The sequence below is a fragment of the Flavobacterium sp. 1 genome, from assembly GCF_002797935.1.
Taxonomy (GTDB): Bacteria; Bacteroidota; Bacteroidia; order Flavobacteriales; family Flavobacteriaceae; genus Flavobacterium.
The window spans coordinates 798528-813980 of record NZ_PGER01000001.1; the positions used below are offsets into that span (position 1 = coordinate 798528).

Consider the following 15453-nt stretch of genomic DNA (forward strand, 5'->3'; position numbering starts at 1 on the left):
TTTAATTTTATTTTTCTGCTCCAAAATTTATAATCAAGAAGTATTGGTTAAAATAAAAACTGCTCTCCAGATTAGAGGTAAGGAGAGCAGTTATACAACAAGTTATTAAAAAGGCATTATTTTTTTCTATCCATTTCTTTGGATAGAACAGGCTGTTTTTCGTTCATGATTTTGGTTACTGTAATGTGCATCCAAATTAAACAGGCAGCGGATAACAGTAAAATGAAAATCCAAGAGCTTGACCATATTCCTGTGGTAGTCAATAAATATCCAAAGATGATTGGTCCGAAGAATCCTCCAAGACCTCCTATCATTCCTACCATTCCGCCTACAACTCCTACTTCGGTTGGGAAGTATTCCGGGATGTGTTTGTAAACTGCAGCTTTGCCAATTCCCCATGAAATCCCAATAAGGATTACCAGTATTAGATATACCCACATGTTGGCGCTAAAATGAATAGCTGTAACTCCTTTTGCAATAAGTTCTTTTTTCTTTACTTCCTGATTTTGGTTTACAACCACTTCCTGCCATGAATTTCGGGTTGGGAATACTGTATTTTTGAGTGGTTTATTAACTTTTAAATTGATTGGAAATTCTTTTTCCCCAACTTTTACAAGTGTATTGGAAACAGCGGTGATGATTCCTTTTTTAGTTGCCATAACACCAGGTCCTGAAGTAGTAATATCCATTTTCGGAATCATTAATAGTGAGCTTAAGATTACTGATGATCCCAGTACCCAATACATTACTTTTCTAGCTCCAAATTTATCTGATAAATAGCCACCAAAAGCTCGGATTACACCTGATGGCAAGCTGAACATAGTGGCAAACATGCCGCCCATTACTAAACTCGTTTGATAAACGTTCATAAAATTGGGTAATAACCATTGTGAATACGCCACAAAACATCCAAATACCAAGAAATAATAGGCTCCAAATCTCCAAACTCTAGTGTTTTTTAGGGACTGCAGCATTTGAGGAACGCTTTTGGTTTGATTTTCTATTTTTTTGTTTTTTGTGAATAGTAAAAATACAATGCCTATTACAACTAATGCAGTTCCATATATAATTGGCAACAGTTTCCAGCCATTTTGGGGATCATCTATTGAGAATTCATTTAATAAGGATGGAGCCATAAATGTTGTTATGGCAGCACCTGCGTTGCCCATTCCAAAAATTCCTAAAGCTCTTCCTTGCCATTCTTTTGGATACCAAATAGAAGTAAAACCAATACCAACCGCAAAACTGGTTCCAACCATGCCAAAGAAAAAACTTAGTAATGCAAACATAAAGAAACTGTCTGCATACGGCAATAGAAACAATGGAATAGAGCAGAGGAGGAGTAAAAGCGAAAATACATATTTTCCTCCAAATTTATCGGTTAACATGCCTATTGGCAAGCGCATAACAGATCCTGTTAGAATTGGAATTCCTAAAAGCCATCCTACTTGGACAACATCCCATTTGAAGATTCCGTTATCTACTAAAAAGGTTACCAGAACTCCATTAAGAGTCCAACAGGCAAAACACACGGTGAAAGCTAAAGTATTTAAAAATAGAATTCGGTGTGATAGTGAAAGGGAGTTTGTTGCTGACATAATACTTGTTATTTTTTTATACAAAACTAAGTAGTATATCGTATTTAAAAACTGCGTTTTCGCAGTTTTTAAAAAATAATTAAGTATTTATACGTATTTTTTAAAATAAGTTGCTAAGTTTCTGGGATTCTAAGGCACTAAGCTTCTAGAAGTTTGGTAATTTAAAAATCTTAGAAGCTTAGAATTTAAGGAAGTTAGTGTTTCAAAGTGCTACAAAAGAGCGTATTCTGTTGCCTTATTTGAAAGCTCCATCAGGTTTTTAACTTTTAGTTTTTTCATCAGATTAAAGCGGTGTACTTCGGCAGTTCTTTTGCTAATGTCTAATGCTTCGGCGATTTCTTTGTTTCCTTTTCCGCTAAGAAGTAGTTTCAGGATCTCTTTTTCCCTTTTGGTAATTACTTGTTCTTCTCCCAATGATTGTTTAGGTTCGGAAATATGTGAAGGATTGGTAAGCTGTCCAATCAATATTGAGGAGATGTCGCCACTGAAATATTTTCCGCCATTTGAAACCGTATGAACTGCTTTTAAAAATTCTTCTTTGCTTGATCCTTTAAGTAGGTATCCGTCAGCTCCTGCCTGGATAGATTTTAATACGTATTCCTCAGATTCGTGCATTGAAAGCATTACAATTTTTACAAAATTGTTTTTGCTTCTCAGTTGTTCTACGACTTCTATACCGGTCATATTCGGCATCCTGATGTCAAGAATTAATAAATCTGGTTTTAGTTCGTCTATTAATGTTAGTGCCTCAAGACCGTCTGTAGCTTCTCCTACGACAGTAATGTTGACTTCGTTTTCCAATAATGATTTTATGCCATCTCTCACAAATACATGGTCGTCTGCAAGAACTACTCGAATTTTATCACTCATAATGTACTTATTATTCTTTAAGTATATTCATCTAATTTATTGGCTAAGATACGTAATTTTTGAATTTCTATCGAAAATAATTTCAATGACAAAAAACAATAGCAAATATCAATTACAATATTAAATTCCACTGACATTAAAATTTTAAATAGGAATATTAAACGTAATTCTCGTTCCTTCATTTGGAATGGAATTAAAGAAAACGCGGCCATTAATGTATTGGATTCGCTCTTTCATAAAAAGCATGCCCATTCCGGATTCGCTGTTTCTCTTTTTCTCTACTGCATTGATGTCAAATCCTTTTCCATTATCATCAACGGTGATGCTTAAAAGGGTAGCGCTGTGAGAAAGCTGTACGATAATATGAGTAGAATCGGCATATTTAATGGCATTATTGATAGCTTCCTGTGTTAACCGATAAATGTTTATTTCTATTAAAGAGTCCAGTCGGGCATTGAAATCGGTTTTGTTGTAAAACAAAATGTTTTTTCCTGTGAGTTTGGAAAGTTCCAAAGTGAGTTTGGAAAGTGCTGGATTTATTCCGTGATCGCTTAACTCCGGTGGCATCAAGTTGAAAGTGGCTGTACGTACACCTTTTATGATATCGAGAGATAACTTCTTTAGGTAATCTATTTTTATGGCAGCTTTTTCTTTATCGTCTAAGTTTATGCTTTCGAGGCTGAATTTTAATCCCGTCAGCATTTGTCCTATTCCGTCATGTATTTCTCTGGCAATCCTGTTTTGTTCGTTTTCTTGGTTTTCGACAATTTTACTCGAAATTATTTTTTGCTGGTTTAATTTGTTTTCAATATTAGCTGTGTTCAAGCGCTCTACTTCCTGAACTGCTTTTTTGCGTTCGGTAATATCAAAACAAATTATTAAAAGTTCCGATTCATCTTTTTTTATCGTTACAGGAATCATTGATAAATCCAGCCAGAGTGACTGCTCGGCCCGAGTGGTAATGTTTAGTTCTCCCTGCCAGCCTCTGCGGTTATTTTGGAGTACAATGCGGTCAATTATCAGTTGTTCTTTTTCAATAGGAGTAAGGACTTCGCCAAATTTCGTTTCGGTATTGAAAGGATTGTACTGTAATAGTTTTGAGAATTTTTCGCCAATATGAATAATGGTTCCATCGGTTGCGATTCGGCAATAGAGCAGGGTATTCTCCATCGCATAATTGAGCGATTTTAATTCTTTGACTGAGTTTTCTTTGGCCTCGCTGATAATTTCAGTATCCTGTGCCAGTTTTAATGCTTTTTTTTCTGAATATAGCAGGTTGGAAATAAGTGATTCGATTTTTTTGGTGGTAGGCTTGAAAATGAATAAAAATTCCAGCAGTAAAACGAATAAAGTAAAAGCTAGAATAATGTACTCTGTTTTGCGCTGCAGTGTTACCTTTTCCAGTGCTTCGTTGTCGTATTCACTAACAATTTGATTCATTTCCGAAAGAAATATCTTTTCGTTGACCAGTAAAGTCTGCACGAGTTTTATATTTTCGTGTTCATTTTTATTTTCTTTTTTGTTAGCCAAAAAAGTATTTGTAACCTTAATTATGGTATCAAAATTAGGTTTTATGTTTTTGAAATATCGGGTAAGAATCGAGTTTTTTTCTTTAGGAAAACCAAGCTGGGCACTGCCATTCACTAAGGAATAATGGTTTAATTCCCAAAGAGAAATGGTTTTGGAAATCTTCTCGATTTGCTCTTTCTTCTGCAGGGAATCAGTTATGAAATTGAGTACCAAAATTTCTTTTGTCAATTTCTGGCTGAGCATTCTTTGCTTTCCGGATATGTTTATGATTCTGGAATCACTGAGTTGACTGTAGAGATTGTATTGAATAAGAAGCTGACTCAGAATTACAGTTATAGCAATAGTAATTAAGGCGAAGATGTACATTCGCCTTAATTTTTTAAAAGAAATTTTATCAAAAGATACCTTGGATTTTTTTTTCATAGAAGAAAAGTATCACCAATTTATAACTGATTTTTCAGGTTAGGGATGTGTAATCAAAATCATTAAATCGATTTATAATCCCAAAGCGTCTTTTATCAATTGAAGATTTTCTGGAGTGTAGTCAATTTTTAACGCTTCCTGATGTCCTTTGTCAGACATTTTATTCCAAGTTTTCAGAATAATATTTTTTAATTTTTCCTCATCGTGTTTGTGTACGAATGGATCCAGATAAAATTCTAAGAAAACCAGACAGATTACATCTTCTAAAAGTTGTGTTTCTTCGTCTTTTTTAAGTAACTTTTTTTCAATCAAAAAAGATACACGATCTATAAACTTGTCTTCATAGCCTGCTTTTTTTAAGATTTCGGCTGTTGTTTTGGCGTGGAATTTTTTTAAATCTTCCCTCCATTTTAAATATCCCACACGATCCATTGGATACGATTCTCTGGCTACTTTCCAACGGCAGATGTGCTGTGCTTTGGCTGCTATCTGAACAGCTTCGGAAGCGTTGGGTTCAAAAATCATTAGCCTTTCGTACATTCTGTCCGAATATAATAATTCCTTTGGATAGGTTATGTCTTGGAATATTTCACTGTTTGGATCGGCTTCGTTTTCGGCATCAATCCACGCGCTTGCGTTTAAAAAAGGCATTGTTTTCATTTGAAAAAAGTATAGATTCAGTAGATACTTAAAAGGCAGTACCGCATTTATGTTATGCTAATTTCAAAGATACATACATTATTCTAAAAACCCAACGAATACTTCATTCCCTTCTACTTTTACTGGGTAAGTAGCAATTTTAAAATCATCACCATTTAAATTAGAGCCATCAACAAGTGAAAAAGTTTTTTTATGCATCGGACAGGCGATTTTTGGAATACCATCTGTAGAACCAGTCATTCCTCTGGATAAAACCATTTCCATTTTGTGCGGGCAGGCATTTTGGCAGGCATACCATTCGTTTCTTCTTTCGAAGTTAAAAACAGCGATCTGTTTGTTTTTATATTTAATGCATCCACCTCTATTACTAGGGAAATCTTTGATATCTCCTGCTTTGAACCAAACTTTTACATCACTTAAGTTTACGGTTTCGTATTGGTTTAATAGTCCTTCCATGGGATTTAGTTTTGTTTTCTGATCCCAGCCCCACTTATGAGGATAGCGGAGCCAAGATTAGAAAGGTTGTATGTTTTTATAATTTAAGATTCAGTTTGGATTACCAAGGTCTTGGCATTTTTTGATCTCTTAGCGGTACATATTCGATGTTATCATCTTTTTCATCTGAATTAACGAAGTGGCTGAAACGTTTCATCAATCTTGGTTTTTCAAGTACTTGTTTCCATTCACATTCAAAAGTTCCTACCAATTTTTCCATTTCAGCTTCCAATGTTTCGCAGATTCCGATGCGGTCATGGATGATTACTTCTTTTAAATAATCCAATCCGCCGTCTAATTTTTCCAGCCAGGTAGAAGTTCGAACCAATGGTCCAGCGGTACGGATATAATACATAAGGAAACGATCCATATATTTGAAAACAGTTTCTTTGTTTATTTGCTCAGCTAAAAGTACAGCGTGTTTCGGATTAGCACCGCCATTTCCGCAGATGTAAAGATTCCAACCGCCTTCTACAGCAATTACTCCAAAATCTTTTCCTCTTGCTTCGGCACATTCTCTAATACAGGCTGAAACTCCTCCTTTTAATTTATGCGGAGAGCGAATCCCTCTGTAACGGTTCTCTAATTCGATGGCAAAGGTTGTACTGTCATCCATTCCATAGCGACACCAAGTATTACCCACACAGCTTTTTACGGCTCTTAAAGATTTTCCGTAAGCGTGTCCGCTTTCAAAACCATTATCGATTAATATTTTCCAGATTTTTGGTAAGTCATCTAATTGAGCACCAAATAAATCGACACGCTGTGCTCCGGTTATTTTGGTGTATAAATCAAATTGTTTGGCAACTTCTCCAATTACAATTAATTTTTCAGGAGTGATTTCACCGCCAGCAATTCTTGGTACAACAGAATAAGTTCCGTTTCTTTGAATATTAGCTAGGTATCTGTCATTTGTATCCTGTGTAGTTACGTGTTTATTGGCAGTGTCATTATAAATACTGGAGAAAATAGAAGCAACAACTGGTTTGCAGATTTCGCAGCCATCTCCGTTTCCGTGATGGTCGATTACTTCATAGTAGTTTGTGTATTTATTGATTTTTACGAGATCAAATAATTCTTGTCTTGTATAATTAAAGTGCTCACAAATACTTTCTTTTACTTCTTTACCAATAGATTTTTGAGCTGCTTTTACTAAGTCAGCTACCATTGGTTTACAGCCTCCGCAACCTGAAGTTGCTTTGGTAAGTTTTACTACATCGCCAAATGTATTTGCAGTTCCGTCAAGAATCGAACAGCAGATAGCGCCTTTGGTAACGTTCTCACAAGAACAGATTACGGCAGTATCCGGCAAATCGGAGGCACTTCCTAAAGTTGATGATTCGCCACCGCGGGAACCTAGAATTAAATCTTCTGGATTTGCAGGCAATGCCATTGCGTTGGCGTAAATTTGAAATAATCCGTTGTAATCAGATGAATCCCCTACAAGGATTCCTCCCAATAATGTTTTTCCGTCTTTGGTGACATTAATTCTTTTATAAATACCGCTGAATTTGTTTTCGTAAACAATTGCAGTAACATTTTCATTTTCAATAAAAGGATCACCAAAACTTGCAACTTCAACTCCAATCAATTTCAATTGAGTAGACATATCGATGGTTTCTCTCATCGTTTTATCTCCTTTTAGGATTTGCTCGGCGGCAACATCGGCCATTTCGTAACCAGGAGCTACAAGTCCGTATATCATTTGATTGTATAAGGCAACCTCACCAATGGCAAAAATATTAGGATCTGATGTCTGCATTTTATTGTTTACCACGATGCCGCCTCTAACGCCTACTTCAAGTCCGGAAACTCTTCCTAGTTCGTCGCGGGGCTTTATCCCAGCCGATATAACCAACATATCTACTTTTAACAGCTCATCATTTGCAAACATCATTCCTTTTATGCTGTCTTCGCCATCTATGAATTGTGTCGCTTTATTCAGGTGTATTCCTATATTCAATTCCTCTATTTTAGATTGAAGCATATCACTAGCGCCCTGATCTAACTGTCTTGGCATCAAGCGGGGTGCAAATTCAACCACATGTGCATTCAAGTCCAAATCACGTACTGCTTTGGCAGCTTCAAGTCCTAATAAACCACCTCCAAGAACAGCAGCTTCGGTAGCACCGTTAGCTTTTATTTTTTTGGCGTAAGTCATAATGGCATCTAAGTCCTCTATGGTTCTGTAAACAAAAACACCTTCTTTTTCCACCCCGTCAATTGGCGGTACAAAAGCAGCAGATCCTGTAGCCAAAACTAAGTAATCATACTCGTATGTTTTCTCTAAGTGAGTGTGTATTGTTTTTTGTTCTCTGTTAATATCTGTAATTAACTCCGAAGTGTTTAATATAATATTGTTTTCTTCATACCAATTAGCTGTTGACATAGATAAGTCATCAGCCGTCTTTCCTGCAAAGTATTCACTAAGGTGAACTCTGTCATAAGCGCGTCTTGGTTCTTCCCCAAATACTGTAATTTGATAATTTTCCTGCCCAGATTTCGAAATGAATTTCTCGCAAAATTTATAACCTACCATGCCGTTTCCGACTACTATTACATTAATCATAATCTGTTAATTAAGTATTACTACGCAAACATACGTATAAATACTTAATTTAAGTACTTATTTTTTTGTTTTTTTTCTAAATTAGAATGATTTTTAATAATGAGTAATGCGATTCTGAATAAATACATAGCCAAATTTGGGCGTGCCCTCGTTGCACAACATTCTGGTTTTTAAGGATATTGTGATAGCAACGAGGTCAGGCTGTCCGCTGTATTCCCGATTAACAAAAACTACGGCAAAAAAGCCTTGTTTTTCTAAATCGGGAGATGCCACTTCCATCCTTCACGCAAGAAAGTGCATAAAAGTAGATTTTGGAATTAAAATAGTGTGGAATACTTATAAGTAACTAAGTAGAAAGTAATGGGAGTAAGAAGTTTTGCCTTCGAACATACTTATAAAATAAATTGTCCTTCTAATACTGTTACGGCTTCGCCATAAATGAAAACTTTATCCTGAATGATTTCTGTGCTCATTATTCCAGTTCTTGATGAAGATTGATAAGCGTTTAATTTTGTTTTATTCAATTTTGCAGCCCAGTATTTTGTCAAAAAAGTTTGAATCCCGCCTGTTACAGGATCTTCATTAGTTCCTGCCCAAGGCCAAAAATATCTGTAATGGAAATCAAAATTTTCGCTGTCTGAAATAGCAGTCACCAAAACGCCATTGATTCCGGTATGCGAATTAATTAATGCCGTAAAATCAGGTTTTAAATTAGCTAACTCAAGCGCACTTTTAATTTCAATCAGGATAATTTTATTTTTAGGGCTGTATCTTTTATTTACAATTTCAGAAATTCCAAGTGCGTCCAGCATTTTTTGAGGCACTTCAGTTTCTTCTGTATCGTAAACAGGAAACTGCATTTTGATTTTATTGGCTGCTTTTTCAATAAACAGTTCAATATTGTCACAATTGATAAAGGTTATATTGTCAAAAGTAGTTGTATCGAAAATGATTTTTGACGAAGCCAATGTAGCATGACCGCATAATGGAATTTCAATCTTTGGCGTAAAAAACCGGATGCTATACCTATTGTCCGTGATGTGTTTTACAAATGCAGTTTCAGAAAAACCAATTTCTGCTGCAATTTTCTGCATTGTGTCAATGTCTAAATTATTGTCAGGAAAACAAACCGCGGCAGGGTTTCCTTTAAATTTTTCGTTTGTAAAAGAGTCTACAAAATACGTTTTCATTTTTTATTTCTTTGAGTTTATGATTGGTTTATCCACCAAGCATTTGTTTTCGAGCAATTAGAATCGAATAATCCGCCTATTTGAGGTAAACAATAGTTACGATTTTTGGCTTTAGCTTCTTGAATAAAGCGTTCAGCTGGTTCAGTCCAAGAATGTTGAGCCAAGGCAAAACCAGCCCAATGCACAGGCATCATGTTTTTTACATTAGCATCAATGGAAGCTTGTAAGCTTTCTTCAGGATACATGTGGATTTGGTGCCAGTTTTCATTGTATTGGCCACACTCCATAAAGGCAAAATTAAATGGACCTAATCGTCTGCCAATTTCTTTGAAATGTTCACCATAACCGCTGTCACCACTAAACCAAATATTTTCTTTAGTAGTTTTTAATGCCCAGCCACCCCAAAGTGATTTGGCTCTATCGGTCAATCCTCTGCCCGAAAAATGTCGGGTGGGAGTGAAGGTGATTTGGATTCCGTCAAATGGAATTTCGTCCCACCAATCGAATTCGGTGATTGTGTTTTCGGGAATTCCCCAAGAAACCAAATGTCTTTTTACTCCCAGTGCTACATAAAATTGTTTGGTTTTGCTTTTGAGTTTCTGAATACTGTCATAATCCAAATGATCGTAATGATCGTGGGAAAGTAAGACCAAATCTATTTCTGGAAATTCATCTATGAGGTCTAAGGTGTTTTGGCTAAATCTTTGAACAGCAAAAGGGGCAATAGGTGCCGCATTGGAACCAAACATAGGGTCGGTCAGAATTGTTTTATTGTCTAACCGCATCAATATCGCCGAATGTCCATACCAAATGCTTCGCATCGATGGATAAGGTTCAAGAAATTGTTCTTTATTGAATGGAATAATGGATATGGGTTTTTGAGGTTCTCGAGCTTCTTTTTTACAAAATTGTTTGTATAACAGTTTTGGTAAGGTTTGAATGCTGATATTCATTTTGGTCACTTCTAAATTTTCGAAGATTTTCCCATTCCAATACTTTGATTTTGAATACTTTTCAATGTCGGATTTTTTCGCTTTTGCGCCAAATTGTTTTCTCATCTTATCTAAATTGACTCATTATTTTTTATTAAATATTTTTCGCTTTTTTTATTGCTGTCCGATAGGCCGATTTGTAATGCGCGTCCACAAAGGTGAATAATAATAATACATAAAGCGAAAAAGAAATTAATCTTTTGCGGACGCGTATTATAAATCCGCGTTATCGGGGTTAGAATCTTAAAAGTTGAACTACCTGCGTTGCAAATGGAGTAATTGCGTTATTGATTAAAATTGGCACTTGTTGTAAACGAGACCACGCCTATGCTTGGAGTCGCACTCGTAAAGGCGGTTGAGTAATTGCACAAAGTCTTATTTTGAATACCACCATTACTTTGAAACGCTTAAAACAAAGAGGCTATCAATCCTTGACAGATGTTTATATCGAACTTAATCCATCTCTTTGCAAACCGCTCTCGTTCCTAAAACGAGATGACCTGTGCGCTCGGTGGTGTGAGAGGCGCACTCCGTTCCGTTGGGAGCGGAGCCCTCTACTCGATTAGGCAACGTTATTTCTTTTTCAATGTGATATATCGTTTGTCAATTTCTATTAAAAGTGCACTAATGAATACTTCAATACTTTGCAGTAAATTTCCAATATACACTCCTTCATCAATTTCTATTTTAAAGTTTTTACCAAGTTTATGTAGAGTCAATCCTTGTACAGCATCTATTTTCTCTTTCGTTATTCCATCGTTGTGAGCAATTATATTTCTAATTTTTTTTTGTTCATTAATTGGTTTGAACAGCGATTCCGTTTTTTCAGTTTGGATTTCAAAAACTTTACTTAAATAGTTCCAATATTTATTTAAGTCGCCTTCATAATTGTTTAAATGCTTAATTTTAACTTTAAACTCAAACTCACTTTCTATTAGGTTGCAAATGGATTTTAACCTTGATTCGTAAAAAGAAAAGATGGATAAAACAGAAGAGTATCGTTGAATTCGTTGAATTTCATTTATTATAACTTCGTTAATATAATATTTTTGATAAACATATGACTCTTGATCACTTTCGGAAAGCGATTCAAGCCCTTTTTTAAAATCTTGAATCTGTTGGTTTAGATCAGCTTTTGATTTATTAAGTGATTTTTCTTGATTAAAATTTAAACTTTTAAATGCGTCAAAAGCAACAATATTATCAAATTCAAAATAATGTAACTGATCCCAATTAAAAGAATATACGTCGTTTAAGTTTAATTTCATCTTTTATGCTGGGTTTATAATGTTGCCTAACTATTGAATATGTGTGACTCTATCACATATATACACCCAAAATTGGGTACATGGACCTGATAAGTATCATCTCCGTTGATTTTGCTAAAATATGGAAAAATACTTATAAAATTTTAAAATGTGTTTTTATGTGCGGAATGTTTTTATGATTTGATGATGTTTGAACAGATGTTGCTTTGAAAGAAAAATTATTCTTATGAAAAGGGTTAGCCCTGATAGAAGCGGTATCCTTTTTGTCTCGTTTTTTTACGAGACAAAAAGATACAAGTGGATAGCAGGAATAAGCTCCAAATTATTTATTAAACTCTCCAATATGCCAAAGAATCCCAGACGGATCGTGAATAAAGCATTCTTTTCCCCAATCCATTTCGCGGATGGGAACTAATTTTACGTTTTCGTATTTGATGGATAAGTCCAAATCTAAAAGCGCAGTCCAAAATTGGCTGACATCTTCAACTTCCAAAAACAGCATGGTGTTGTCTACCCAATCCTTTACATAGGCATCCTGCAGATAAAACCCGATTCCCTCGGTTTCGAAATAGGAGAAATTGGGAGCTAAGACATTTTCCTTAAATCCTAAGTCTTGGTAAAAACGTCTAGAAATCCTAAAGTCTTTGGAACCTATGAATGGTCTGATTGATTTGGCTTTATGTTTCATGGTTGTATGAGTTGCCAAGAAGCTAAGTTCCTAAGTGAAAAAATGTATTGGGTGTAGTTGTTTTTTAACACATAGAAACATAGAATTTATAGTGTTTAAAAAGAGTTGGCTAGACGTTTTACTTTTCGCATAGTCAATCTATGTGAAAAATAGTGCTATTTCTATTCATTCTAATGGTTTGCTATTAAATCTATGTATCTATGTGTTTCATTTTTTATAGGTCTTATTATAATTAAAAGTAAATAAATAAAATCTCTATTTAAATACTATAATATCAGCAACTTAGAAACTTTTTCTCTCTTCATTTTCTTTAACTCTAAACACAACAATTTGTTCAATCAGCCAATAGGGAACGGGATGGTCAATTGGGAATTGAACCGAGCCTTTGCCCTGTTTGTAATTCGAAAGTTCATTAGCAAACTCCTTGTGTCCTGTTGGTGTTGCATAAAACCCGATATGTTTTTTATAGCCTGCAAAATATACTAATGGTTTTCCGTTTGTTTTGTATGCAGGCATTCCATAGGAAATACTTTCTACGGCTTCGGGTGCTTTTTTGATAATTGATGCGCGGACATTTTCCAAGAGCAATTGTATGTCTTTTGGGAATGTGGAGATGTATTCATCTACGGATTCATAATCGGTTTTCATTGTTTTGTCCTTTTTGGTTTTGCTATGCCAATGTTTCTCTTTTTTTGAAATAATAGGAAGTTTGCAATGCGTTTTTAAGCTCTACTAAAATACGAATAAAAAAGTGATTTTAGTAAAATCCAGAATTATTCTAAACTACGTTTTTGGACTGAAACTATAAATTTTATCTATTGAAAAAATAATTTATATAAGATAAAATTTGGTAAATTGGTCTAAGTTTTTAAAAATCATTACATTATGGAAAATAGTACAAGTCAGAATCCTAACGGAGAAAGCAAATGTCCGTTCTCTGGGGGGAATCCAAAACAAAGTGCCGGATCAGGCACAAGAAACAATGATTGGTGGCCCAATCAGTTGAAATTAAATGTTCTTCGTCAACATTCTTCATTGTCCAATCCGATGGGGGAGAAGTTCGACTATGCTGAGGCTTTCAAAAGCCTTGATCTGGATGCCGTAAAGAAAGATCTCTTCGCTTTAATGACGGATTCTCAAGATTGGTGGCCGGCTGATTATGGCCATTATGGACCATTATTTATCAGGATGGCTTGGCATAGTGCCGGTACTTATCGTATTGCTGACGGCCGCGGAGGAGCTGGAGCTGGAACACAGCGTTTTGCACCTCTTAACAGCTGGCCGGATAATGTGAATCTTGACAAGGCCCGTTTGCTGTTATGGCCTATCAAACAGAAATACGGCAATAAAATTTCATGGGCCGATTTGATGATTCTTACGGGTAACTGCGCGCTAGAATCGATGGGATTCAAGACTTTCGGTTTTGCTGGCGGCCGTGCCGATGTTTGGGAACCTAATGAAGATATTTATTGGGGATCCGAAGGAAAATGGCTGGATGATCAGCGGTACTCTGGTGATCGGGAATTGGAAAACCCTTTAGCCGCTGTTCAGATGGGATTAATTTATGTGAATCCGGAAGGACCAAACGGCAATCCAGACCCAGTAGCATCTGCGCGCGATATTCGTGAAACTTTTGGAAGAATGGCGATGAATGATGAAGAAACAGTTGCGCTTATTGCAGGCGGACATACCTTTGGCAAAACACACGGCGCTGCTGATCCAAACGAGTATGTAGGTGCAGAACCGGCTGCCGCGGGAATTGAAGAACAAGGTCTTGGCTGGAAAAACACATTCGGAAACGGACATGGTGAATACACTATTAGCAGTGGACTTGAAGGTGCTTGGACAACAACGCCCGCAAAATGGAGCCACAATTATTTAGAAAATTTATTCGGTTTTGAATGGGAGCTTGCAAAAAGTCCTGCTGGTGCTCACCAATGGAAACCAAAAGGAGGAGCTGGTGCTGGATCAGTGCCAGATGCTCATAATCCTTCAAAAAGCCATGCGCCAACTATGCTTACTGCAGATTTGGCTTTGAGATTTGATCCTATATACGAACCTATTGCAAGACATTTCCTTGAAAATCCTGATGCTTTTGCAGATGCTTTTGCACGTGCTTGGTTTAAGCTGACACATCGCGATATGGGACCAATCGAGCGTTATCTTGGACCAGAAGTTCCTAAAAAAGAACTGATTTGGCAAGATCCTATTCCAGCGGTTACTCATCTATTAATTGATTCTAAAGACATTACAGAACTAAAGGCTAAGATACTGGCATCTGGATTGTCTGTTTCCCAATTGGTATCAACAGCTTGGGCTTCGGCATCTACATTCCGTGGTTCTGATAAAAGAGGCGGTGCCAATGGTGCACGCGTTCGTCTCGCTCCGCAAAAGGATTGGAAAGTAAATAATCCTGCTCAGCTGTCGGCCGTATTATCGGTTTTAGAAGCTATTCAAATAGGATTCAATACTGCACAGTCCGGAGGAAAACAAGTATCGTTAGCAGATTTAATCGTTCTGGCTGGCGGCGTTGGAATTGAGAAAGCAGCACAGCAGGCTGGTCATAATGTGACCGTTCCTTTTTCTGCGGGAAGAGCGGATACTTCACAAGATAAAACAGATGTGGAATCTTTTGCTGTATTGGAGCCTGAAGCAGATGGTTTCCGAAATTATATGAAAGCGCAATACACTATTTCGGCAGAAGAAATGCTGATTGACAAAGCACAATTACTTACGCTGACTGCTCCGGAACTGACGGTGCTTGTTGGAGGTCTGCGTGTTCTTAATGCCAACTATGACCAGTCTAAGCATGGTGTATTTACAAACCGTCCAGAGACATTGACTAATGATTTCTTTGTAAATTTACTCGATTTTGGTACGACTTGGAAAGCTTCTTTAGATTCTCAAGACGTGTTTGAGGGACGTGACCGCAGAACTGGGGCGTTGAAATGGACAGGAACGCGTGTGGATTTAATCTTTGGTTCCAATTCAGAACTTCGTGCAATCGCTGAGGTCTATGGATGCGGGGATTCGAAAGAGCAGTTTGTAAACGATTTTGTATCCGCTTGGAGCAAAGTAATGAATTTGGACCGCTTTGATTTGAAATAATCTGAAAGGCGGATGTATAAATGAAAAAGGCGGTCTAGAAATAGGCCGCCTTTTTCATTTTA

The 15453-nt window shown here is 36.4% G+C and carries 12 protein-coding genes; 1 reads left to right on the forward strand and 11 read right to left on the reverse strand.

Features of this window, described 5'->3' with window-relative positions; translation table 11 throughout:
* Positions 1-116 precede the first annotated feature (116 nt).
* From CLU83_RS03510 to CLU83_RS03570, 11 genes are all read right to left on the reverse strand, one after another.
* Positions 117-1598, reverse strand: a complete 1482-nt coding sequence (locus tag CLU83_RS03510; RefSeq protein WP_100430334.1) for a nitrate/nitrite transporter — start codon at positions 1596-1598, stop codon at positions 117-119.
* Positions 1599-1808: 210 nt separating this feature from the next.
* The gene (locus CLU83_RS03515; protein WP_100430335.1) at positions 1809-2468 is read right to left on the reverse strand and encodes a response regulator transcription factor; all 660 of its coding nucleotides are present in this window, start codon (positions 2466-2468) and stop codon (positions 1809-1811) included.
* Between the two features lie 144 nt (positions 2469-2612).
* Entirely contained in the window at positions 2613-4364 is a 1752-nt protein-coding gene (locus CLU83_RS03520) for an ATP-binding protein (RefSeq protein ID WP_232726960.1), read from the reverse strand.
* Positions 4365-4493: 129 nt separating this feature from the next.
* Complete coding sequence (locus tag CLU83_RS03525; RefSeq protein ID WP_100430337.1) at positions 4494-5081, reverse strand: DUF4202 domain-containing protein; 588 nt, start codon at positions 5079-5081, stop codon at positions 4494-4496.
* A gap of 78 nt (positions 5082-5159) precedes the next feature.
* The gene (gene nirD / locus CLU83_RS03530; RefSeq protein ID WP_100430338.1) at positions 5160-5537 is read right to left on the reverse strand and encodes a nitrite reductase small subunit NirD; all 378 of its coding nucleotides are present in this window, start codon (positions 5535-5537) and stop codon (positions 5160-5162) included.
* A gap of 100 nt (positions 5538-5637) precedes the next feature.
* Positions 5638-8145: a nitrite reductase large subunit NirB gene (gene nirB / locus CLU83_RS03535; RefSeq protein ID WP_100430339.1), complete on the reverse strand. Its 2508-nt coding sequence runs from the start codon at positions 8143-8145 to the stop codon at positions 5638-5640.
* Positions 8146-8537: 392 nt separating this feature from the next.
* On the reverse strand, positions 8538-9335 hold the full coding sequence (locus tag CLU83_RS03545; RefSeq protein WP_100430341.1) for a PhzF family phenazine biosynthesis protein: 798 nt from the start codon (positions 9333-9335) through the stop codon (positions 8538-8540).
* Positions 9336-9352: 17 nt separating this feature from the next.
* Positions 9353-10393: an MBL fold metallo-hydrolase gene (locus CLU83_RS03550; protein WP_100430342.1), complete on the reverse strand. Its 1041-nt coding sequence runs from the start codon at positions 10391-10393 to the stop codon at positions 9353-9355.
* Between the two features lie 506 nt (positions 10394-10899).
* Entirely contained in the window at positions 10900-11595 is a 696-nt protein-coding gene (locus CLU83_RS03560; protein ID WP_100430343.1) for a hypothetical protein, read from the reverse strand.
* A 322-nt stretch (positions 11596-11917) separates the two neighbouring features.
* Positions 11918-12283, reverse strand: a complete 366-nt coding sequence (locus CLU83_RS03565; RefSeq protein ID WP_100433600.1) for a glyoxalase — start codon at positions 12281-12283, stop codon at positions 11918-11920.
* 282 nt (positions 12284-12565) lie between these two features.
* Positions 12566-12931 carry an iron chaperone gene (locus CLU83_RS03570; RefSeq protein ID WP_100430344.1) on the reverse strand — a complete coding sequence of 122 codons (366 nt, stop codon included), beginning with the start codon at positions 12929-12931 and terminating at the stop codon, positions 12566-12568.
* Between the two features lie 237 nt (positions 12932-13168).
* Here CLU83_RS03570 and katG point away from each other — a divergent pair, with 237 nt between their 5' ends.
* Positions 13169-15391 (forward strand): catalase/peroxidase HPI, encoded by a 2223-nt coding sequence (gene katG, locus CLU83_RS03575; RefSeq protein ID WP_100430345.1) that lies wholly within the window; start codon positions 13169-13171, stop codon positions 15389-15391.
* Positions 15392-15453 lie beyond the last annotated feature (62 nt).